Raw genomic sequence first — 22,606 nt, 5'->3', positions numbered from 1 at the left:
GAGCCACTCGACGAGTCACTCGACCGGTGCCGACGGTCCTGCGACGCCGATCAGGTTGCCCTCAGGGTCGGTGAAGTGACCGACCGCGAAGTCGCCCCCGTTCTTGGGCTCGGGGCCCATGACGCGGGTCCCGCCGAGCCGTTCGGCCTCCGCGAGCGCGGCCCCGACGTCCGGAACCGCCACGTAGAAGAGGACGCGCGGTTTGAAGCTAGCACCTCCGGCGACGCCGCCCGCGATGCCCTCCCCGGGCGGCATGAACCCGTACTGCCCCTGCTCGGAGACCTGGTCGGAGGTCGCGTCGCCCACCTCGTACTCCCAGCCGAACAGGTCGCCGTAGTACTCGCGCAGCGCCGCCGGATCCCGGCCGACGATCTCGAAGTGCACCACCGGCTGTCCCATGTCCGCTCCTGTCGTCCGTGCGCCCCGGGTGGGCGCTTCACGGCAGAGGTCGGAGTCGCGGACGCGATATCGACGTCGCCCGCCGTGAAGCGCAGAAAAATCTTCACGGCGGAACGCGCCCCTCGCCGTTGAGAGGGACGTTCCGCCGCGAAGAGCAGGGGAGGCCGAGCAGGTCAGCCGATGTCCGCCCAGGTGGTCAGGTCGGGCGGTACGCGGTGATGGCCTTGGCGGTGTCGAGGTACTCCTGGAAGGCGATCGGGGCGCCGAGCTCGTCGAACGTCCAGAAATGCAGCGAGTCGTCCTGGATTCGGGCCCCCGACGGTGCGGTGTAGTCGAGCAGCACCCGCGCCACGACGTGATCGCCGGACGCGACCATGGTCACGACGTCGAAGCGGTGGAACTCCAGCTCGCCGACCACCTTGAAGAACTCCGCGACCTCGGCGATCCCGTGCCGGGACTGCATCCACGGCACCCCGGCGCGCTGCGCCATGTTTCCCTGCGCGTCGTTCCACCGGATGGCGGGCGACAGCCGGTCGAGCACCCCGGTGACGTCCCCCTTGCCGAACGCCTCGTACAGCTCCTGCACTACGGAAACGTTGTCCGACATGCGCTTGCCCCCTTGTGAACGGACGCCGCTCGCGTCCACCGCGGTGGATTCGCGCGGGGGCCATGCCCCGGATGAGCCCTGACCGCATGCGGACGTACGCCCAGAAACCGCAGCAAGAACGCCCGCCGCGCGCTAAACCGCAGCACGGGCTGGGTTGGCGGCGTGGGCCAGGCAACCGGGCTGAGCGAGCCTTGGCTGCGCCCGGTGTGCGCCCGGTGTGCGCCCGGGCTGCGACCGAGGTGCGCCCGGTGTGGGTCCGGTGTGGGCCCGGGGTGCGCCTGGGGTGCGGCGGGTCAGGCCGTGGCCGGAGCGGGGGCCGGGGTGAGGTGCTCGGCGAGTATGGCCAGGTGGGTCTCGCGGGCCTCGGTGTGGAGCTGGAGGCCGGCTTCGGTGACGTTGACGAAGACGCCGCGGCGGTCGGACTCGCAGAGGCCCCGGGTGACCAGGCCGTGCTTCTCCAGGCGGGCGACCGTGCGGGAGAGGGCGCTCTGGCTGAGGTACATCTCGGCGGCGAGGTCCTGCATGCGACGCTGCTCACAGGCGGGGCCATCGCTGCCGACCAGGCGGTCGAGCGCCTCGTACTCGCTCATGCTCAGGCCGTGCTTGGCCTGGAGCTCCCTGTCGAGATGACAGGCGACCTCGTTGTAGCAGGTCGCGAGACTGCGCCAGCGCTCCACCAAGCCCGTCTCCGCGTTCATGGCCGCATCTTAGTCCGCACCCCGACCGCATGCAAACGCATTAAATTCTGCAGAAATTTATGCTTGGACATTTGATGCGTGTGCATGTAATGTTCTCCCTCGTGACTCTCACCGACACATCCCCAGTCATCACGACTGACTCAGCGACCACCACCGCTCCTGCGGAGCAGCGCTGGACCCCTCGGCTGTGGGGTGTTCTGGCGGTGCTGTGCGCCGTGTTGTTCCTGGACGGACTCGACGTCTCCATGGTCGGCGTCGCGCTCCCGTCCATCGGGACCGAGCTCGGCCTGTCGACGACCTCCCTGCAGTGGATCGTCAACGGCTACGTCCTCGGATACGGCGGCCTGCTGCTTCTGGGCGGCCGCACCGCCGACCTGCTCGGGCGGCGGCGGGTCTTCCTCATCGCGCTCGGGGTGTTCGCCCTGGCCTCGCTCGTGGGCGGCCTTGTCGACGATGGAACGACCCTGATCGTCACCCGTTTCGTGAAGGGCCTGGCCGCCGCGTTCACGGCGCCGACCGCCCTGTCCATCTTGACCACCAGCTTCCACGAGGGACCGGCGCGCAACCGGGCGCTCTCGGTCTTCTCGGTCTTCGGGGCCAGCGGCTACTCGTCCGGCCTCATCCTCGGCGGCCTGCTGACCAGCGTCGGCTGGCGCTGGACGTTCCTGATCCCGGTGCCGATCGCCATCGCGGCGCTCATCGCCGGCATTGCGCTCATCCCCAAGGACAAGCCCGCCGAGGAGGGCGGCCACGACCTGGTCGGCGCCGTGACTCTCACCGCGGGCATGTTGCTGGCCGTTTACACCGTTGTCTCGGCCCCCGCGTGGGGATGGCTCGCTCCTAAGACTCTCGGTGCCTTCGCCGCTGCGGCGGTCCTGCTGGCCGCGTTCGTCTACACCGAGAAGAAGGTCGCCCACCCGCTGGTGCGGCTCGGCATCCTGAAGGTCCCGTCCATCATCCGCGCCAACCTGAGCGTCATGGCGCTGATGGGCTCCTACCTCAGCTTCCAGTTCATGATGACCCTCTACCTGCAGGACGTTCTGCACTGGTCGCCGCTGAAGATGGCGATGGCGCTGCTGCCGGCCGGTCTGCTCGTGGCGTTCGGCTCGCCGTTCATGGGCAAGCTGATCGACCGCTTCGGAACGGCCCCGCTGATCCTGACCGCGATGAGCTCGCTGACGATCGGGTACGTGTGGTTCCTGGCCACGGCCGGCAACACCCCGCACTACGCCGTCACGATCTTCCCGACCATGCTGTTCCTGGGCGGCGGGTTCGCGTTCGGCTTCAGCTCGATCATGGCGCAGGCCACCGAGGGCATCGAGGACCACGAGCAGGGGCTGGCCTCCGGCCTGGTGCAGACCGCCATGCAGGTCGGTGCCGCGCTGGTGCTGGCCGTGGTGACCGCCCTGGTCGCCGGCGACGGAGGCTCCGGCGGCAAGGCGGACTTCGGGCAGTTCCACCCCGGGGTCAACCTGGTCACCGGTGTCGCGATCGCGGGCCTGCTGTTCAACCTGATCCCGCTGTTCAACCGCTACAAGGCCAAGCACGTCACCGCCTGACCTAGCGAACAGCCGTATGGCGCAGAGCGTCCTCCCTCCCCGGGAGGGCGCTCTGCCGCGTTCTAACGACTAGCTGTACGACTCGGGATCGATGTCGAACAGCTCCAGCAGCGCGGCGGCCGGGGGAGAGGGCCGCGAACGGCTCCACACGAGGACCTCCACCCGGGCCGTCGCGTCCGTGATCCGCAGCACCCGTACGCCCGCCAGCTCGTCGGCGAACGCGGTGGGCACCATCCCGACCCCCAGCCCGTGCCGTACGAACCGCGTCATGAACTCGATGGCGTTCACCTCGAACGCCACCTCGCGCCGCACGCCCGCCGCCTCGAACGCGTCGTCGGACTGAACGCGCGCGCCCGTGCCCGTCGGGAAGTCCACGAACTCCTCGTCCGCCAGCTCCGCCAGCGCGACCTCGCCCGCGTCCGCCAGCCGATGTCCGGGCGCGACGATCGCGACCAGCCCGCCGCGCGCCAGCTCGTGCCCGCGCAGGCCGACCACCCGCCCCGCCGGTGGCAGGCCGAGGACGGCGACGTCCAGCGTGCCCTCCTTGACCTGCTCGATCATCTCCTCGCTGATGGCCGAACGCAGGCTGATGTGCACGCGCGGGTAACGCGTCCGGTAGTTCACGAGGAGCCGTGGCAAATCGACCGACGAGACGGTCGGGATGGCGCCGATCGCGAGCCGCCCGCGAATCTCCCCGGCCGCCGCCGCGACCTCCGCCCGCGCCCGTTCCGCCGCCTCCAGCGCTTGTCGCGCGGCGGGCAGGAACGCCTCCCCGGCCGGGGTGAGGTGCACCCTCCGGCTCGTACGGTCGAACAGCCGCGCCCCGAGCTCCCGCTCCAGCCGCGCGATCTGGTGGCTCAGCGCGGACTGGACGACGTGACAGCGCTCGGCCGCGCGCGTGAAGTTGGCCGTCTCGGCCACCGCGACCACGTACCGCATCTGCTGAAGCTCCACGGGATCCATCGTGATTCACGATCGATCGGATGACAACAATGTGTTGGACTCATTGATCGTCGCCACGCGAGGCTATGACCATGACGACGACCTTTAACCCCTCGACCGCGGCCCCTTCCGCGGCCCCTTCCGCGGCCCCTTCCGCGGCCCCTTCCGCGGCCCGTTCCGCCGCGACGGCCAAGCCGGCCGCGCCGGTGGAAGAACGCAGGCTCGGCAAGGGCCTGCTCACCTTGATGTCCGTCGCGACCGGCCTTTCGGTCGCGGGCAACTACTACGCCCACCCCCTCCTCGACGTGATCGGCCGGGACCTCCGCCTCGGCACCACCACCTCGGCGTTGATCGTGACCGCGGCCCAGGTCGGCTACGGCCTCGGCCTCTTCCTCCTGGTGCCGCTCGGCGACCGGATGGAGCGCCGCCGCCTGGCGATGATGTTGTACGGCGCGACCGCACTGTTCGTCCTGCTGATGGCCACGGCGGTGAACGGTGCGATGCTGCTCACCGGCGCCGTGCTCGCCGCGGTCACTTCCGTCGGCGCCCAGGTGGTCGTGCCGATCGCCGTCTCGCTCGCCGCCCCCGCGGAACGCGGCAAGGTCGTCGGCACGGTGATGACCGGTCTGCTGATGGGCATGCTGATGGCGCGCACGTTCTCCGGCGTGCTGTCGGAGCTCGGCGGCTGGCGCACGGTCTACTGGTTCCACGCCGCCGCGATGATCACGATGGCGTTCCTGCTGCGCCGCTTCCTGCCGCGCCTGGACGCCGAGAGCGGGGGCATGTCGTACGGCACGCTGCTGAAGTCCACGTTCACGTTGCTCCGCTCCGAGCCGCTGCTGCGCTGGCGGTCCGCGATCGCCGCGCTGTCACTCGGCGCCTTCACCGTGCTGTGGACGTCGCTGACCTTCCTGCTCGCCGAGCCGCCGTACGGCTGGTCCGAGGCGTCGATCGGCTTGTTCGGGCTGCTGGGGGTCGCGGGCGCGCTGGCGGCGAACGTCGCCGGAAGGCTGGCCGATCGCGGGCGCGTGCAGCTGGTGACCGGCGGGGCCACCGTGCTGCTCCTCGCGTCCTGGCTCGCGCTCGGCCTCGGCGGACGGCACATCGTGCTGCTGGTCATCGGCGTTCTCGCGCTGGACATGGCGCAGCAGGCGCTCCTCAACAGCAACCAGAACGTGGTGTACGCGCTGCGGCCCGAGGCTCGCAACCGCGTCAACGCGGCGTTCATGACGACGTTCTTCGTCGGCGGCGCGGTCGGCTCCGCACTGACCTCGGTGATCTGGGTGCACGGCGGCTGGACCGCCGTCAGCATCCTCGGCGCCACCCTCGCCGCCGGAACGGTCGTGCTCTTCGCCCTGGAGCGCCTGACCCACGCCCGCGTGGCCCGCGCATGAGGCATCTGTTGACAAGACAGAAAGCGGTCGCCGGTGGGTGAAGCCCACCGGCGACCGTTTCTCTGCTTTCTAGGAGCCGCGCTTCCAGAAGGCCCGCTTGCTTCCGCGCTGTGACTGACCGCCCGCGCCCACGAAGTCGGCGAGGACCTGCGTGGTCTGGCCCCACAGCCGTTCGAGGTTGGGCGGCTCGCCTCCCTCTCCGGAACGTACGGCCTGAAGCTCGGTCACCAGGCCGCGCAGCGGAGCCACCAGCGCCGCGTCCGCGCCGACCCGCTCCAGCCGCATGACCATCGGCTCCAGCTTGTCGAGCAGATCGCGCAGCTTCTGCGCCCGCGCCTGCAAGGTGTCGCCTGCGGCGAACTGGGTCAGCCGCTGGAACTCCTGCCCCAGTTCACGGCGTACCTGCGCCAGCGTCTCGGCCGCCGTCTCGATCCCCGGCGCGGGCAGGATCTTGTACGACTCGGGCTCGGCCGACTCGGCCGACTCGGCCGACGCCGAATCCCCGCGCAGGAAGTCGGGCACGTCCAGCTCGTCGGCGTCCGGCTGCAGCGGTGGACGCGAAGCAGGCCTCGGCCCAGGCCGCGGCGGGCTCGGCGGACCGGTCGGCGTCGAGGGCGGCGGACCGGACGGCGCGGCAGGCGGCGGGCCGGACTGCGCGGAGGGCGCTGAGGGCGCGGCAGGCGGCGGCGGTGCGGACGGCGGTGCGGGCGCGGGCCGAGGGGCCATCCCGTAGCCGCCTCCCGGCGGCGGCATCGCCGCGCGCGAACGTCCGCGCACCGACTTGACCGAGAACGTGTCGTAGCCCATCTGCTGGGTCGCCATCATCGGCCTGGCGGCGTCCACGGGAGCGTCGCCCCAGCCCTGCGGCATCTCGACCGGCTGGACGACCTTGTGCGACGTCCCGCCCTCGGTCACGACCCGGGTGTCCACGGCCACGAACGAGGTGAAGCGGCACAGCACGCCGAACTTCAGCGAGGTGGCGACGATGCGGCGCTCCAACTCCTCGCCGCCGTCCACCGCGTACTGGTCCTCCAGGTCCCGCAGATGCGCGCGCGCCCAGACCGCCGCGTTCGCCCGGTCCTCGGCCGCGACGCCGGCGGCGCGCTGCTCCCAGCTCTCGTCGCCCCGTACGACCACGGCCGCGGCCGCGGCACCGGCGGACGGCGCGCCACGGAAGCGACCCGAGATGACCAGCGGCACGCCCGGGAACAGCGCCCCGAGCCGCCGCGGCGCGACCGTGTCCGGAACGATCTCCAGGCCCTCCGGGTGCAGCGACAGGTTGGTCGCGATGGGCGAACCGATGCGGTGGTGGATGTTGTCCATGGCCTCGTCCAGCCGGTCCTCGGACTCCACCAGCTCGCAGCGTCCCTGCCCGTCGGCGGCCAGCCGCCGCAGGAAGCCCGCGTTCACCGCCCGGTCGATCCCGACCGTGTGGACGCGCACGCCCTGAAGCCGCGGAACGAGGTGCGCGAGGATCTGGTCCTCGTTGCCCACCTGACCATCGGTGATGAGAACGAGAACACGGTCGGCGGTCGAGTCGGCCAGCAGCGCCGCGGCCTCGGTGAGCGGCGACAGCATCTCCGTACCGCCGCGCGCGTCCATCGCGGCGAGGTGCTCGACCGCGCGGAACCGGTTGCGGTCCGTTCCGGCGACCAGGCCCGTGCCGAGGTCGCGCGGCCGCTCGATGGTGTTGTCGAACGCGAGCACCGCGAACCGGTCGTCGGCGGTGAGCGTGTCGATGATGCGGGCGGCGGCACGGCGCGCGGCGACCATCTTCCAGCCGTGCATGCTGCCCGAACGGTCGAGGATCAGCACGACGTCGCGCGGCTGCGGCCGGGTCTCGCCCGCCGGCAGCACGGTCAGCGTGAACGTGCCTTCGCCCTCCTCTTCGCCCTGCGCGTCCGGCGTGAGGGCGAGCGCCGCCGTCTCCTGCGGCGCGTACGCGAGACGCAGGATGAAGTCGCGGTTCAGGCGCTCGCCCGGCTGCAGCCGTACGGTCGTCTTCCCGCCCGCTTCGGCGGACTCCTCCGCGACCACGTGCAGCGCGGACTTGATCTCGCTGAGCGGCAGCCCGGCCGGGTCGATGTCGACGCCGATCGACAGGCGTACCGGATTCGGGAACCCGGGAAGCAGCACCGGCGGGCTGATCCGCGACGCGTCCGGCACCGCGTCGGTGTCGGACTGAACGCCGTCACCCGCCTGCGCGTCGTCGAGCGGGTCGCCCGGGATGTAGCGGGGCGCGACCACCAGCGGGAAGCGGAACGTGGCGCCGCCGTCCTCGTACGGCAGCGGCTGGTTGAGCGTGAGCCGGATCGTCACGCGCTCGCCGGGCAGGATGTTGCCGACGCGCATCGTGAAGACGTCCGGGCGTTCCTCCTCGGCGATCGCGGCGCGCTGACCGGCGGCGATGGCGTTGTCGTAGTCCTCGCGGGCCTGGCCGCGCTCCTTGAGCCTGCCCTCGATGACCCGGTCGCCCGCCTCCATGCGCAGCCGCGTGACCGCCGCGCGGTTCGGCAGCGGGAAGACGTAGGTGGCCTCCAGCGGCACGTCGAACGGGTTGCGGAACCCCTGGACGACCTCGATGCCCGCGGCGAGCCCGGTGATCGAGGCGTGCACGTCGACGGAGTCGAGCGGCAGGTTGCCCTTGTCGGTGCTGAGCGCCCCCAGCCCCCCGCCGGGAGCCTCCGGCGCGATGGGCTCGGGCAACGGTGTGATGTGCACGGTCACGAGGACCTCCCGGGAGAGTCGATGGAGCCGATGAGACCGCGGCGCGCGAGCTCGTCCACCAGCGGCCGGGCCGCGATCTCGATCGCGGCGAGGTCGTCCCCGGTGAGGGCGGGGACGTCGAGCATGAGGGTCAGGCCCGCGGCCAGCCGGACCCCTTGAACGACCGAGAGCGGCTCCCGCCGTTCGCCGGCCGTCGCAGGCCTTGCCGAAACCGGGCGATCCCAGACGACATCGTGCGAGCCGGTGCCGTCCGAGGCCGCGCTGCCAGCAGCCGCGCTGCCTGGGGCCGCGTTGCCTGGGGCCGAGTTGGCCGGGGTCGCGCTGCCTGGGGCCGAGTTGGCCGGGGTCGTGCTGCCTGGGGCTGCGCTGCCTGGGGCCGCGTTGTCGGAAGCCGCGTCGGCAGCGGTGGCGCGGGTGAGCCAGAAGCGTTCTCTGGCCGGGGTGGTCGTGTCGGTGGCCGCGGCTTCGGGGGTGTCGGTGTCGTCGGGCGAGTGGGCGGGGATGCGGGCGATCTCGGTGAGCGTCGAGTCGGTGGCGCCGGTGAGCTCGGTCTGGATCTCGGCGATGGTGCGGCCGGCGGCCTGCCGGCGCTTCACGGCGACGAGCTGGAGCAGGTGCCGCGGGCCGTACAGGGCGGTGCGGCCGCGACGTCCCAGCGGGGGGTCGACCAGGCCGATCGTGGTGTACCAGCGGATCAGGCGCTCGTTCGGCAGATCGCGCACCCGGCCGTTCACGCGCACGGCGTCGCCGGCGGCCAGCGCCGCCGTGGCGCGGTCCGCCAGCTCGGTGATGGTCCAGGTGCCGTCCATGGCTTGATAGTGACACTGTCATCATGACACTGTCAACAAAACGCTTAATGATCACCGAGATGCCCGGTCGGCGGCCACAAGAAGGTCAAAGTCCTTGAACTCCCGGCGCGACTGGCCCCACGCTTGCGCTGAATGCCGAGGAGAAAGGGCGTTCGGTGCGGAGCAGCGGGTTCGGCACGACGGATGCCGGGGCCTCCGCCTGGTCGCGGTATCGGTTGCTGGCCGCCGAGCACCGGCCGGAACGGGTCGTGCTCCGGGCCGTCCTCGCGGGCGGGCTCGGGGTCGTCGTCTCCGGTCTGAGCTTCTGGTGGGCCGGGCCGATCGTGGCCGTGGCGGCGTTCACCATGCATGCGGTCTATGAACGGAACCGCCCGGGCGCGGCGACGAGCTGGCGCCGGGGCGCGCTGGCCGAACGGCGTACCGGGCGGCGGCTGGCCAGGCTCGACCCGGCGGGCTTCCACGTGCTGCACGACCGCGCCGTCCCCGGCCTGCCCGCGACCAACCTCGACCATCTGGTCGTCGGCATCACCGGCGTGTACGCGATCGCGAGCCGCCGCTGGCGCTGGGGCGCCCGGCTGCGCTCGGAGGGGCGGCGGCTGTGGGCGGGCGGTCGGCCCGCGGGCGACGTGGCCGGCGCGGCAGCGCGCGGCGCGCACACGGTCTCCGAACTCCTCGGCGCCGAACTCGACCACGACATCCCGGTCGCCCCGCTCGTGGCCGTGCACGGAGCGCGCGTAGGCCGGGCCGGGCTGCGGCACGGCGGCGTGCTCTTCTGTGCGGCGGGGCCATTGCCCCATCTCATTTCCACGCGTCCCGTGATCTTTACCAGTGCGCAGGTCGCGACCGTCGCCGCGGCGGCGGAACGCGTTCTCCCGCCCATGCTGGAGACCCTTTTTCCGGACTGATCACGGTTCCCTAACGCCCTTCACGCAGAGTGTTCGCTCGGAAGCGTGGAGGAAGGTGATCCAGGTGAAGGCCTAAGATCGAATCAGTCGGACATGACGGACAATCGCCATTCAAAGCCTTCAATTGCGGCACTCTCGGATGGAATGGGTAATAGATCTGTCGCGCGGGACGGAACATTGTGGCTAAAGGAGTTCGTTCCTTTGAAATTGACGGTAAAGAGTCTGTAGAACCTTTACCTTTTAAGGATGAACGACCACCTCCTGGTCGAGGCGCTGCGTTCGCGGGACTCGGGTGCACCCGCGGCGGTGTACGAGGCCTACGCGGACCGGCTCTACGCCTACTGCTGGTTCCAGCTGCGCGGCCGTGACGCCGCGCAGGTCGCCCTGCGCGACACGTTCATCGTCGCCGAGGCCCACATCGACAAGCTGCGCGATCCGGACCGCTTCGGGCCGTGGCTGTACGCGATCGCCCGCCTGGAGTGCGGGCGCCGCATGCCCTACGGCGGCCAGCCGCCGGACCTGCCCGTCGCCAGCCACGACCAGGAGGACGTCGACCAGCGGATCATGGCCTGGCAGGCCGTCCTCGGGCTCGCGCCGCTCAGCCGGGAGATCCTGGAGCTGCGGGTCCGCCACCAGCTCTCGGTGCCCGACCTCGCGGCGGTCTTCGACCTGCCGGTCAAGGAGGCCCAGGCCGCCCTCGACCGCGCGCACGCCGAGCTCGAGGTGGCGCTGACCGCCGAGATCCTCGCCCACCAGGGCCCGTACGGCTGCGCCGAGCGTGGCCGGCTGCTCCGCGAGCGGCGCGGCGAGATGAACCACGGGCTGCGCGCCCGCCTGCTGAGCCATGCGGACGAGTGCACGGCCTGCGGAACGTTCCGCCCGCGAACGGTGTCGGCTGCCAAGGTCTACGGCCTGCTCCCGCAGGCCGAGCCGCCCGACGCCCTGCGCCTGCGCGTGATGAGCTGCTTCCTCGACCCCGAGCTGGTCGGCTACCGGCTTTTCGTCGCCACCCGGGTCAGCGAGTTCACCCCGGGCGGCTTCCCCGTGCAGCCCCGCCGTTCGGTGCTCCCGCGCCGCGCCGGCTCGTCGCGAGGCAGCGCGCTGCCCTGGCGCAACGGCATGCGCCGGGGCGGCTCCCGCCGTCCCGGCGACACCGACCGCCCCCGCAAGGACCGCAAATCCCGCAAAGACCGCAAAGACCGAAGAGACCGAAGAGACCGCGCGAGCGAAGCCGACACTGCGGGCGGCGTGGGCCTGGCAGCGGTCGCCGCCCGCAGTTCCAGCGGCGACGACAAAGCCGCCGAGACCGAAAGTCGAGCGACGACCCCCGCTCCCGCTCCCGCTCCCGCCTCTGCCTCTGCCTCTGCGGGGCGAGTTGCGGATCGGGACGGGCGGTTCGGGGCTGGGCTGGTGCGGGCGGTCGCGGCTACCGCGATCGCGTTGATCGTGCTCGGCGCGGCCGCGGGTCTGGCCGGTTACCTGATCGACGGTGGGCGCGGCTCGGGTCGTGATGCCGCGAGTGGGGCGGCCCATCCGCGGGTACCGTCCGTTCCGCCGGTGGACGACGCGCCGGAGCCGGTGAACGGGCACGGGCCCCAGGGCGCCACCGGCGCACCCGTGTCGGCCACGTTCCCGTTGGGCGCGCAGGCGTCGTCGGCGCCGCCCTCGGCGGTGCTGCCGTCACCGTCGCCGCGCCGCGACTACCAGACGGCTCCCGACGGGCATGACGTTCCGCCGTCGCCGCCGGGCGGCTCCGGGGTGCTGCTGATCTCGCCGCTCTACCTCGACCTCGCGGGCTCGTCCGACGGGACCGTGACCCTTGAGGCCACGGGCGGTCCGATCAGCTGGCGCGCAACGACCTGGGGTCCGGTCCGGCCGAGCCAGTCGGCGGGACGCCTGGAGGACGGACAGTCGGTCAACCTGGCCGTGCACGTGTTCCGGCGGGCCTCCTCGAACGGCGAGGGCGGCATCACGTTCCAGCCCGGCGGCCAGCAGGTGCACGTCACCTGGCGGCCCGACCCCGGCCCGGACCCGACGCCCACGCCGACCCCGACGCCCACTCCGACGAGCCCGGGCCCGACGACGCCGTCGCCGACGCCCTCCCAGCCGGGCTCGACGTCGCCCTCCGAGCCGTCCAAGCCTCCGGCCTCCTCGTCGGAGCCCCCGCCGCCCAGCTCGTCCGAGCCGCCTTCCCACTCCGACCCGCCGCCGCCGACCCATGAGGATCCGCCGACATCTTCGTCCGCCCCGCCGCCGCCTCCGCCGCCCTCTTCGTCGTCGTCGGAGCCGCAGTCGCCCTCCGCGTCCGGGCCCAGCCCGCAGAGCTCCGGATGACGGCGGCAACGAGGATTGGGAACTCAAGGAACTAAGCCCGGTTACGCGCAGCGGCCGGACTCGCGGGTCAGCCCGCTGCCCGTCGAGTCGGCGCTGGTACGCCTCGCCGCGGACGTACGGCGCGTCGGGTGGCCGCTGTGGAGTGAGCCCGCCGCGCGCACCCGGCGCGAGGTGGCCGAGCTGTGCCGCCTCCAGACCGCGCGCGGCCTGACCGTGCTGTCGTGGCTGTCGCGTTCGGGCGTCTCACCGCAGGACGACGACCTCGGATGGCTGCTGGCCACCAACCGGCTGGCGGGCGTGCGCCGCGACCGCATGTACGCGGCGGCGGGCGAGCTGCCGCAGCCGGTACGCGACGTCGTCGTCGCCAACTGGACGTGGGCGCTGGCCAGCCCGCACGGCGGCCAGGCGACGGCGTCCTTCCTCGCCGCGGGCGCCTACCCCGACGACGGTTATTCGGCCGCGCACGCGACCGTCGCGCTGCTGCGGCTGTGGGAGCGGCGGCCCGAATACCGTTCCGCGCTCGCCGCCGCCTGGGCCGCGACGCGTACGCCCGCCGACTGGTGCAAGGCCGCCGAGCTGCACGCCTCCTACGGCGCGGCGGTGCCGATCTTCAGCTACCCGCGGCTCCCCGTCCCGCCGCGCACGACCGTTCGTCCGTGGATCGAACGGTTGCTGGGTGTGCGGTCTGATCATCGAGGGTAGTTACTCGTGCGAATCGCGTGACGAGAGTTCACCATGTTGCCCATGTGAATTACTCTCAGTGAAGACTTGCCTGCACTGTGTGACTAACGGTAGGGGAGGACCGTGTTTCCGTCACCGAGCACAGCAGCGTTCCCGCGCCGGCCGTCCCCTGCTGCCAGGGGTGCGGCGCTCCGCCTGATCGCCCTGTCCTCGGGCGTGGCCATCGCCATGACGGCGCTGACCGTACCGGCGCCCATGACCCGGCCCGCCGCGGCGGATCCCACCCCGAGCGCGCGCGACATCGCGCGCAGCAAGAGCGCGGAGCGCGCACGGGCCGCCGACGTCGGCCGTACCAAGGCGCAGCTCGCGGAGGCCAACGGCGAGCTGGAACGGCTCGCGATCGCGTCCGCCACCGCAGTGGAGCGTTACAACGGCGAGATCGTGAAGCTCCAGCGCGCCCGCGACGAGCACAAGGTCGCCGAGCAGCGGCTCGCGCAGGCGAACGTGAAGCTGACCGCGGCGCAGCAGGACCTGGCCAAGTTCGCGGTGAACGCCTACCAGATCAACACCGGGGCCAACCCGTGGATGGCCGCGCTGGGCGGGCACGGCGGGCCGCAGGGCTTCATGGACCGCGCCGGGATGGTCGACGTGATGGCCCGGCAGCGCACCGGCATGGTGCAGAAGGTCGAGGCCGCGCGGAACGTCGCCGACGTCTTCAAGCGCCAGGCCCAGGAGGCGCTCGACGAGCAGGCCGCCGCGACGAAGCGTTCCGCCGAGGCCAAACGCCAGGCAGAGGCCGCCGTGGCCGACCAGCAGGCCGCCGTACGGCGCCTCGCCGCCAGCAAGCGGCGCCTGGAGGCACGGCTCGGATCCGCCCAGGCGCACACCGAGGAGCTGCAGCGCCGGCGCGAGGCCGCGATGAACCGCATGGCCACGCAGTCGTTCTCCGGTTCGGGACGTACCGCCATCAACCTGGCGCGCGGCTCGGCCCGCGGCTCGCTCGTCGTGCGCGCCGCGCTGAAGTTCATCGGCACGCCCTACTCGTGGGGCGGCGGCACGGCGAGCGGCCCGAGCTACGGCGTCGCGCAGGGCGCCGGGATCCTCGGCTTCGACTGCTCGGGGCTCGCGCTCTACGCCTGGAACAAGGCGGGCGTACGGCTCGACCACTGGACCGGCACGCAGTGGACGTCCGGACCGCACGTCCCGGTCAGCCAGCTGCGCGCGGGCGATCTGGTGTTCTTCGCCAGCGACACCGGCGACCCCGACACGATCCACCACGTGGGCATCTACCTCGGGCAGGGCCGGATGATCGAGGCGCCCTACACCGGGGCCAGCGTCCGCATCTCCAGCATCTACCGGAACGGTCTCATCGGCGCGACCCGCCCCGCAGGGTGACGGTCAGGCTCGGCGCGCCGAGAGCGCACAGGCCCAGGACGACGGAACGCTTCCGTACGAAGACCTCGTACGGAAGCGTTCCGCGTGTGCTCGCCCGCGGACGGCGCCGGGGAGCGGTGTGCCGGCGCCGCCTGCCCGCGTCAGTGCCCGCCGTGCTGCGCGATGCGCTCGGCCTCGCGCTTGCGCGACCGCTCGATCTCGGCCTCGGCCTCGACGCGGCCGACCCAGTTGGCGCCCTCGACGGACTTGCCGGGCTCGAGGTCCTTGTAGACCTCGAAGAAGTGCTGGATCTCCAGCCGGTCGAACTCCGGCACGTGGTGGATGTCGCGCAGGTGCTCGCTGCGCGGGTCGGTCGAGGGGACGCACAGGACCTTGTCGTCGCCCCCCGCCTCGTCGGTCATCCGGAACATGCCGACGGCGCGGCACTTGATCAGACAGCCGGGGAACGTCGGCTCCTGGAGGATCACCAGGGCGTCGAGCGGGTCGCCGTCCTCGCCCAGGGTGTCCTCGATGAAGCCGTAGTCGGCCGGATACTGGGTGGAGGTGAACAGCATCCGGTCCAGCCGGATGCGGCCGGTCTCGTGGTCCACCTCGTACTTGTTCCGGCTGCCCCTCGGGATCTCAATGACGACGTCGAAATCCAAGATGTCCTCCGCTCCCCGCGTGGTCGCAGTGTCTAGTCTTTCGGGAGTCTGTGCGGGCGAAGCCGACCCCCACAGGGTGGGTGTTCCCATATATAAGGATGTCGCACGTTGGTGAGTGCTGAGTGGGAGAGGGGCGGTCTCGTGCCCGGCAGGGCGCGGGCCCTCGCATTGATCACGCTGTCCCTCCTTAATGTTTTCACCGCCGGCGCGGGCGCCGCAGTGGCGAAACTCACACCCGAACGGCACCTGTCGCCGCAGCCGCCGCAGGTCGCCGTCCGCGACCCTTTCCGCACGTCGGCGGCGCCTTCGGCGGCGAGCGCCACCGCCCGGGTGCCGCAGCCGGGCACGCTGGCGGCGCGGCTGAACGGGCTGATCGGCGGCTCCGCGGCGAAGATCAACGCGGTGGTGATCGACGCCGCCACCCGGCGAACGCTCTATCAGCAGCGCGGCGACCGGCCCGCCACCCCGGCGTCAACGACCAAGCTGACCACCTCGGTGGCCGCGCTCGCCGCCCTCGGCCCCCAGCATCGCATGACCACCCAGGTCGTTCAGGGGAACGCGGGGGGCGTGGTGCTCGTGGGCGGCGGTGACCCCACATTGACGGCCCTGACCACGCCGTCCGGTACGGAGTCGGGCACGGCCGAGGGCGAGCCCGCGTTCGCCTCGCTGATCGACCTGGCGCGGCAGACCGCCACGGCGCTCAAGGCGTCCGGGGTCAAGCAGGTCCGGGTCGACTACGACGTCAACGCCTATCAGGGGCCTCGTACGGCCGCGGGCTGGAAGTCCAACTACCTGCCGGACGGTGAGATCGCCCCGGTCACGGCCCTGACGGTCGACGAAGGGCGCGTCGCCCCGTCCAACCCGGCCGAGAAGGGCCGCGTGAGCGACCCGCCCGCCGCCGCCGTCAGCTCGTTCGCCCACCTGCTCGGCAAGTACGGCGTGCGCGCCAAGCCGGGCCGTCGCACCACCGCGGCCTCCGGAGCGGCGCGCCTGGGCGCGGTCCAGTCGCCCCCGATCTCCGAGCTCATCGAGCACCTCATGACCCACAGCGACAACGACGTGGCCGAGGCCATGCTCCGCCAGGTCGCGATCAAGCGCGGCAAGCCCGTGACGTTCACCGGCGGTGCCGAGGCCGTACGGGAGGTCCTCGGCTCGCTCGGTGTCGCCGAGGGCGTGTCCACGGGCGACGGCAGCGGCCTGTCGCCGCGCAACCAGATCACGCCGCTCGCCCTGGCCCGCATCGCCGCGCTGGCCGCCTCTCCCGAGCACCCCGAACTGCGGGCGGCGATCACCGGCATGCCGGTGGCCGGGTTCTCTGGAACGCTCAAGACCCGCTACGCCGTGGCGGCCAGCCAGGCCGGGGCCGGGGTCGTCCGGGCCAAGACCGGCACGCTGGCGGGCGTCAGCACCCTCGCCGGGGTGGCCATCGACGCCGACGGGCGGCTGCTGGCCTTCGCATTCATGGCCGGTGACGGCAAGGGCCCCGCCGACCCCGCGAAGCTCGACCAGCTGGCCGGTGCCGTGGCCTCCTGCGGCTGCTGACCCGGCTGCCGAACCGGTTTTCAACTCGCCCCGGAACTCGCCGAAACCCGTAGTTACCGGCCGGTGTGGAAAACCCCGTACGGGAGATAACCAGAACGGTTGTTCGTTGAACGATCGTGCAGGGGCGCCCCGGCGCCGTCTCGGAACGTACGGTGGAGTGTATGAGCGCCTCAATGATCGACTGGAACGTGGCGGTCCAGACCGGGACCCGGCTCGTGCGCCCCGGCCCGCAGGTCAGCCAGGACGAGGCCAGGCAGGTGGTGAACGAGCTCCGCGAGCTGTCCAGGATCGCCCAGGGGCACGTTCGCGACTTCACGGGCATCCAGGCCGAACAGGACCCCGCGCCCGCCACGATCGTGGACCGTCCCGGCTGGATCCGGGCCAACGTGGACGGCTTCCGGGTGGTGCTCGAGCCGCTCATGGAGCAGATGAACGAACGCAAGGGCCCGAGCCTGCTCGGCGGCGGCGCCGGCGTGATGGTGCAGGCCGTCGGCTCCCGCGTCACCGGCATGCAGGTCGGCGCGATCCTGGCGTACATGGCGGGCCGCGTGCTGGGGCAGTACGAGCTGTTCCTGCCGCCCGACCCGTCCGGCCGCGCCCCGACCGGCCGCCTCACGCTCGTCGCGCCCAACATCGTGCAGGTGGAGCAGGAACTCGGCGTCGACACGCGCGACTTCCGCCTGTGGGTCTGCCTGCACGAGGAGACTCACCGCACGCAGTTCACCGGCGTTCCCTGGCTGCGCGAGTACGTGCAGGACCAGATGACCAAGTTCCTGCTGGCGTCCGACCTGGACCCGGGCGCGATGCTGGACCGGATGCGCGACGCCGCCGAGGCCGTGGCCGACGCCGTACGCGGCGGCGAGTCCAGCCTCATCGACGCGATCCAGTCGCCCGAGCAGCGCGAGATCCTCGACCGCCTCACCGCGGTGATGACGCTGGTCGAGGGCCACGGCGACTTCGTGATGGACGCCGTCGGGCCCGAGGTCGTCCCGTCCGTTCAGCAGATCCGCGACCGCTTCCAGGGCCGCCGCGACGGCGGTTCGCGCATGGACAAGACGATCCGCCGCCTGCTCGGCATCGACCTCAAGATGAAGCAGTACGCCGAGGGCTCGCGCTTCGTCCGCCAGGTGGTCACCGAGGCGGGCATGGACGGCTTCAACAAGGTCTGGCAGTCCCCGGAGACGCTGCCCACCCACGACGAGATCAAGGAGCCCACGACCTGGATGAACCGGGTCATCGGCCCGCGCGTGATCGACTCGCCCCCGGACGCGCTGGAGGGCTGAGTGTCACACCCCCGTGGTAGGCGTTGACCATGGGGCCTGATCCGGCGGTGGCCGCCGTGCGCGTGGCGGTGCGCCGCGCGCTCACCGGCCTGCCTCCGGGCGCGCTGGTCCTGGCCGCCTGCAGCGGCGGAGCCGACTCCCTCGCGCTGGCCGGCGCCCTGGCGTTCGAGGCCCCCCGCGCCGGCCTGCACGCGGGCGCCGTGACGGTCGACCACGGCCTCCAGGAGGGCTCGGCCGACCGCGCGGCCCAGCTCGTCCGCCTCCTCGCCGACCTGGGCCTCGACCCGGCCGGCTCCATCGCCGTCACCGTCGGCACCGAGGGCGGCCCCGAGAACGCCGCCCGCGAGGCCCGCTACGCCGCCCTCGACCAGGCCGCCGCCCGCTGGAACGCCGCCGCCGTCATGCTCGGCCACACCCGCGACGACCAGGCCGAAACCGTCCTCCTAGGCCTCGCCCGAGGCTCCGGCGCCCGCTCCCTCGCCGGCATGCCCCCCGCCTTCACCCGTCCTGAGGGTGAGGTTCGTTACTTGCGGCCGTTGCTGGGGGTTGATCGGGGGACGGCTCGGAAGGCGTGTCTGGCGATGGGGCTGGAGCCTTGGGACGACCCGCACAACCTCGATCCGGGGTTCGCGCGGGTGCGGGTCAGGCGTGAGGCGCTGCCCGCGCTGGAGAAGGCGCTGGGGCCGGGCGTGGCCGAGGCGCTGGCCCGTACGGCGCGGATGCTGCGGGACGACGCGGAGGCACTCGACGGGCTCGCGCAGCGCGCGCTCGCGGACGCCGAAGCGGACGGCGAAGCGGACGGCGAGGGCGGCGCTGGCGGCGGGACCGACGGCCAAGGCGGCGCGGACGGCTCGGATGGTGCGGGCGCAGCGGGCGGCGGCGATGGCGGGGACGGGCGAACCGGTGAGGGCGGCGGGTTGCGGGTGGAGGTGCTGGAGGGGCTGCCGCGGGCCGTGCGGACGCGGGTGCTGCGGATGGCGGCGGTGGCGGCGGGAAGCCCACCGGGTACGCTCGCGGCCGTTCATGTCGAAGAAGTGGATCGCCTGGTCACGGACTGGCGAGGGCAGCGGCACGTCGATCTGCCCGGGGGCGTACGCGCGTTCCGGCGGTGTGGGAGGCTGCTGTTCGGACCGGCCTGAAATGCCGTGCGTGCCGTCGCGATGAGGGTGGGGTTGTGGACGAGAAGGACCTGGGCGCTGACCTGTCGAAGGTGCTCATCCCGGAGGACCAGCTGCAGGCCAAGGTTCGCGAGCTGGCGGCGCAGATCGACGCCGACTACGCGGGCAAGGACCTGTTGCTGGTCGGCGTCCTCAAGGGCGCCGTCATGATCATGGCCGATCTGGCGCGGGCGCTGCACTCGCCCGCCTCGATGGACTGGATGGCGGTCTCGTCGTACGGCTCGGGCACCAAGTCGTCGGGCGTGGTGCGGATCCTCAAGGACCTCGACACCGACATCCTCGACCGGCACGTGCTGATCGTCGAGGACATCATCGACTCGGGCCTCACGCTGTCCTGGCTGGTCAGCAACCTGCGCTCGCGCGGTCCCGCCTCCCTGGAGATCTGCGCGCTGCTGCGCAAGCCCGAGGCGGTCAAGACCGAGATCGACTGTAAATACCTCGGCTTCGACATCCCGAACGAGTTCGTCGTCGGCTACGGCCTGGACTACGCCGAGAAATATCGCAACCTGCCGTTCGTGGGCACGCTCGCCCCGCATGTGTACGGTGGCGACGGAGCCTAGACGCCTACCGCACGATGCGCTGGGGAACAAGAGGCCCCGGCGGATCGTTGCAAGGGTCGTTGACGGGTATACCGAATGGATCAGGGGATCGGCGCTGGCTGCGTCCCCTGTGCTTACCGGTGTACCGTCGGTATCCCGGGTCTATGCCGGGGTACCGCATTATGGAGGCCGCCCCGGCGGACGATGGGTCCCGGTTTTCCAGGGCCTGACGTGCAGGGTGCCGGTTCACAGACGTTGGTCAGGAGGGACGGGCCCCGAAGGGGTAACCGGATAAATGGACGTGAAGCGCTACTTTCGCGGGCCGCTGCTGTGGATCCTGCTGTTCGGCCTCTTGGTCGCCCTCGTCATGTGGGGCGTCAACCCCGGCCGTTCCTACGAGAAGACCGACACTTCGACGGTGGTCCAGGAGATCGCCAAGGGCGAGGTGAAGTCCGCAAAGATCATCGACAAGGATCAGCGGATCGAGGTCACGCTCCAAAACGGCAAGCAGCAGCAGGCCTCCTGGGTTGACGGTCAGGGTCTCCAACTGCAGAACCAGCTGCAGCAGCAGGCCAACGCGGGCAAGCTGCCCGGCGGCTACAACGTCGAGGTTCCGAAGCAGAGCTTCTTCCTGAACCTGCTGTTCAGCCTGTTGCCCATCGTGGTGATAGTGCTGATCTTCCTGTTCATCATGAACCAGATGCAGGGCGGCGGCTCTCGGGTCATGAACTTCGGCAAGTCCAAGGCCAAGCTCATCACCAAGGACACGCCGAAGACCACGTTCGCCGACGTGGCGGGCGCGGACGAGGCCCTGGAGGAGCTGGAGGAGATCAAGGACTTCCTCCAGAACCCGGCCAAGTTCCAGTCCATCGGCGCCAAGATCCCCAAGGGTGTGCTGCTGTACGGCCCGCCCGGCACCGGCAAGACGCTGCTGGCCCGTGCGGTGGCCGGCGAGGCGGGCGTGCCGTTCTACTCGATCTCCGGTTCGGACTTCGTCGAGATGTTCGTCGGCGTCGGCGCCTCCCGCGTCCGCGACCTGTTCGAGCAGGCCAAGGCGAACGCGCCGTCCATCATCTTCATCGACGAGATCGACGCCGTCGGCCGGCACCGCGGCGCGGGCCTCGGCGGCGGCCACGACGAGCGCGAGCAGACCCTCAACCAGCTGCTGGTCGAGATGGACGGCTTCGACGTCAAGGGCGGCGTCATCCTGATCGCGGCCACCAACCGGCCCGACATCCTCGACCCGGCGCTGCTGCGCCCGGGCCGCTTCGACCGCCAGGTCACCGTCGACCGGCCCGACCTTGAGGGCCGCAAGGGCATCCTCCGGGTGCACGGCCGCGGCAAGCCGTTCGCCCCGGACGTCGACCTCGACGTCATCGCGCGGCGTACCCCCGGCTTCACCGGCGCCGACCTGGCGAACGTGATCAACGAGGCGGCGCTGCTCACCGCGCGCTTCGACCGCAAGCTGATCGACATGGACACCCTCGAGGAGTCCATCGACCGCGTGATGGCCGGGCCCGAGCGCAAGACCCGCGTCATGTCGGAGAAGGAAAAGAAGATCATCGCCTACCACGAGGGCGGTCACGCACTGGTGGCGCACGCGCTGCCGAACGCCGACCCCGTGCACAAGGTGACGATCCTGCCCCGCGGCCGGGCCCTCGGTTACACGATGACCCTGCCGATGGAGGACAAGTTCCTCACCACCCGCTCGGAGATGACCGACCAGCTGGCGATGCTGCTGGGCGGCCGTACGGCCGAGGAGCTGGTGTTCCACGAGCCGACGACCGGCGCGGCCAACGACATCGAGAAGGCCACCTCGATCGCGCGCAACATGGTGACCGAGTACGGGATGAGCGAGCGCCTCGGCGCCCGCAAGTTCGGCACCGGCCAGGGCGAGGTCTTCCTCGGCCGCGACATGGGCCACGAGCGCGACTACTCCGAGGACATCGCCTCGGCGATCGACGACGAGGTCCGCCGCTACATCGAGGGCGCGCACGACACCGCGTGGGAGATCCTGGTCGAGTACCGGGACGTCCTGGACGACCTGGTGGTCAACCTGATGGAGAAGGAGACCCTGTCCAAGGACATGGTGCTCCAGATCTTCGCGCCGATCACCAAGCGCCCGCACCAGAACTCCTACACCGGCTACGGCAAGCGGCTGCCGTCCGACCGCCCGCCCGTGCTGACTCCGAAGGAGCTGGCGCTGATGGGCCCGCAGGACGTCACCGACCTGACCAAGAACAACGGCCAGGGCGCCACCGAGTCCGTCGACGCTCCGGTCGACACGCCGCCGAGCGAGAGCTGATCTCCTTTGGCTCTTCCGTACGACGAGGATCAGACCCCGGGGGCCGAGCCCCCGGGGTTCGACCATGCCCGCATCGAAAAGGCCGTCCGCGAGATCCTGTTCGCGATCGGGGAGGACCCCGACCGCGACGGTCTCCGCGACACGCCCTCCCGGGTGGCGCGCGCCTACGCCGAGCAGTTCGCCGGTCTCCGCCAGGAGCCCGAGGACGCGCTCAACAAGGTCTTCGAGGCCGACCACGACGAGATGGTCCTGGTCAAGGACATCGAGGTCTACAGCGTCTGCGAACACCACCTGGTCCCGTTCCACGGCGTCGCGCACGTGGGCTACACGCCCAACAAGAGCGGCCAGATCACGGGCCTGTCCAAGCTCGCCCGCCTGGTCGACGTCTACGCGCGCCGACCGCAGGTGCAGGAACGCCTGACCAGCCAGGTCGCCGACGCGATCATGCGCATCCTGGAGCCGCGCGGCGTCATCGTGGTGATCGAGGCCGAGCACCTGTGCATGACGATGCGCGGCGTTCGCAAGCCCGGCGCCAAGACCGTCACCTCGGCCGTGCGCGGAGACTTCCGCGAGCACCCCGAGACCCGCGCCGAAGCCATGGGCCTCATCCTCGGCTGATCCGGGGCGGTCCCGGTCGCCGACGCGCGGGTGAACATTCGCCGGGG

General features: G+C 71.4%; 19 protein-coding genes. 12 read left to right on the top strand and 7 right to left on the bottom strand.

Translation table 11 applies throughout. The features are described 5' to 3' along the window. Positions 1-15: 15 nt before the first annotated feature. From J4573_RS31095 to J4573_RS31085, 3 genes are all read right to left on the bottom strand, one after another. Complete coding sequence (locus J4573_RS31095; RefSeq protein ID WP_208259451.1) at positions 16-399, bottom strand: VOC family protein; 384 nt, start codon at positions 397-399, stop codon at positions 16-18. A gap of 196 nt (positions 400-595) precedes the next feature. Beyond that, the gene (locus J4573_RS31090; protein ID WP_208259450.1) at positions 596-1,006 is read right to left on the bottom strand and encodes a nuclear transport factor 2 family protein; all 411 of its coding nucleotides are present in this window, start codon (positions 1,004-1,006) and stop codon (positions 596-598) included. A gap of 293 nt (positions 1,007-1,299) precedes the next feature. After that, positions 1,300-1,704, bottom strand: coding sequence for a MarR family winged helix-turn-helix transcriptional regulator (locus tag J4573_RS31085; protein ID WP_208259449.1), 405 nt, complete (start codon positions 1,702-1,704; stop codon positions 1,300-1,302). Between the two features lie 101 nt (positions 1,705-1,805). Between J4573_RS31085 and J4573_RS31080 the strand changes: the two genes are divergently transcribed. Further along, on the top strand, positions 1,806-3,263 hold the full coding sequence (locus J4573_RS31080; RefSeq protein WP_307797037.1) for an MFS transporter: 1,458 nt from the start codon (positions 1,806-1,808) through the stop codon (positions 3,261-3,263). Positions 3,264-3,332: 69 nt separating this feature from the next. On the opposite strand, the gene J4573_RS31075 is transcribed toward J4573_RS31080, so the two are convergent. After that, positions 3,333-4,217, bottom strand: a complete 885-nt coding sequence (locus J4573_RS31075; protein WP_208259448.1) for a LysR family transcriptional regulator — start codon at positions 4,215-4,217, stop codon at positions 3,333-3,335. An 80-nt stretch (positions 4,218-4,297) separates the two neighbouring features. Between J4573_RS31075 and J4573_RS31070 the strand changes: the two genes are divergently transcribed. Beyond that, on the top strand, positions 4,298-5,599 hold the full coding sequence (locus tag J4573_RS31070; protein ID WP_208259447.1) for an MFS transporter: 1,302 nt from the start codon (positions 4,298-4,300) through the stop codon (positions 5,597-5,599). A gap of 69 nt (positions 5,600-5,668) precedes the next feature. On the opposite strand, the gene J4573_RS31065 is transcribed toward J4573_RS31070, so the two are convergent. After that, the gene (locus J4573_RS31065; RefSeq protein ID WP_208259446.1) at positions 5,669-8,326 is read right to left on the bottom strand and encodes a VIT domain-containing protein; all 2,658 of its coding nucleotides are present in this window, start codon (positions 8,324-8,326) and stop codon (positions 5,669-5,671) included. Further along, entirely contained in the window at positions 8,323-9,135 is an 813-nt protein-coding gene (locus tag J4573_RS54385; RefSeq protein WP_243773825.1) for a MerR family transcriptional regulator, read from the bottom strand. Before J4573_RS54385 ends, J4573_RS31065 begins: the two co-directional genes overlap by 4 nt. Before the next feature lie 155 nt (positions 9,136-9,290). Here J4573_RS54385 and J4573_RS31055 point away from each other — a divergent pair, with 155 nt between their 5' ends. From J4573_RS31055 to J4573_RS31040, 4 genes are all read left to right on the top strand, one after another. Next, positions 9,291-10,040 (top strand): nuclease-related domain-containing protein, encoded by a 750-nt coding sequence (locus J4573_RS31055; protein ID WP_208259445.1) that lies wholly within the window; start codon positions 9,291-9,293, stop codon positions 10,038-10,040. A 246-nt stretch (positions 10,041-10,286) separates the two neighbouring features. Beyond that, the gene (locus J4573_RS31050; RefSeq protein ID WP_208259444.1) at positions 10,287-12,374 is read left to right on the top strand and encodes an RNA polymerase sigma factor; all 2,088 of its coding nucleotides are present in this window, start codon (positions 10,287-10,289) and stop codon (positions 12,372-12,374) included. Positions 12,375-12,389: 15 nt separating this feature from the next. Continuing rightward, a complete protein-coding gene (locus J4573_RS31045) occupies positions 12,390-13,076 on the top strand; it encodes a hypothetical protein (protein WP_208259443.1) in 687 nt (228 codons plus the stop codon). Positions 13,077-13,178: 102 nt separating this feature from the next. Further along, a complete protein-coding gene (locus J4573_RS31040) occupies positions 13,179-14,450 on the top strand; it encodes an NlpC/P60 family protein (protein WP_307797035.1) in 1,272 nt (423 codons plus the stop codon). A 140-nt stretch (positions 14,451-14,590) separates the two neighbouring features. Here J4573_RS31040 and J4573_RS31035 read toward each other — a convergent pair whose 3' ends face one another. After that, a complete protein-coding gene (locus J4573_RS31035) occupies positions 14,591-15,094 on the bottom strand; it encodes an inorganic diphosphatase (RefSeq protein WP_208259442.1) in 504 nt (167 codons plus the stop codon). A 219-nt stretch (positions 15,095-15,313) separates the two neighbouring features. Here J4573_RS31035 and dacB point away from each other — a divergent pair, with 219 nt between their 5' ends. The 6 genes from dacB to folE all read left to right on the top strand — a co-directional run bounded on the left by dacB (position 15,314) and on the right by folE (position 22,559). Continuing rightward, entirely contained in the window at positions 15,314-16,636 is a 1,323-nt protein-coding gene (gene dacB / locus J4573_RS31030; protein WP_208259441.1) for a D-alanyl-D-alanine carboxypeptidase/D-alanyl-D-alanine endopeptidase, read from the top strand. A 173-nt stretch (positions 16,637-16,809) separates the two neighbouring features. Next, positions 16,810-17,919, top strand: a complete 1,110-nt coding sequence (locus J4573_RS31025) for an Rv3626c family coenzyme F420 biosynthesis-associated protein (RefSeq protein WP_208259571.1) — start codon at positions 16,810-16,812, stop codon at positions 17,917-17,919. Positions 17,920-17,948: 29 nt separating this feature from the next. Next, positions 17,949-19,058: a tRNA lysidine(34) synthetase TilS gene (gene tilS / locus J4573_RS31020; protein ID WP_208259440.1), complete on the top strand. Its 1,110-nt coding sequence runs from the start codon at positions 17,949-17,951 to the stop codon at positions 19,056-19,058. A gap of 35 nt (positions 19,059-19,093) precedes the next feature. After that, positions 19,094-19,657, top strand: a complete 564-nt coding sequence (hpt, locus tag J4573_RS31015; protein ID WP_307797034.1) for a hypoxanthine phosphoribosyltransferase — start codon at positions 19,094-19,096, stop codon at positions 19,655-19,657. A 274-nt stretch (positions 19,658-19,931) separates the two neighbouring features. Next, on the top strand, positions 19,932-21,941 hold the full coding sequence (gene ftsH / locus J4573_RS31010; RefSeq protein ID WP_208259439.1) for an ATP-dependent zinc metalloprotease FtsH: 2,010 nt from the start codon (positions 19,932-19,934) through the stop codon (positions 21,939-21,941). Positions 21,942-21,947: 6 nt separating this feature from the next. Then, positions 21,948-22,559, top strand: a complete 612-nt coding sequence (folE, locus tag J4573_RS31005; RefSeq protein WP_208259438.1) for a GTP cyclohydrolase I FolE — start codon at positions 21,948-21,950, stop codon at positions 22,557-22,559. Positions 22,560-22,606: the final 47 nt, after the last annotated feature.

The sequence above is a fragment of the Actinomadura barringtoniae genome (assembly GCF_017573505.1).
Lineage (GTDB): Bacteria > Actinomycetota > Actinomycetes > Streptosporangiales > Streptosporangiaceae > Spirillospora > Spirillospora barringtoniae.
Note: the sequence above shows the minus strand (reverse complement) of the source record. Positions and strands in the feature narration are given on the sequence as shown.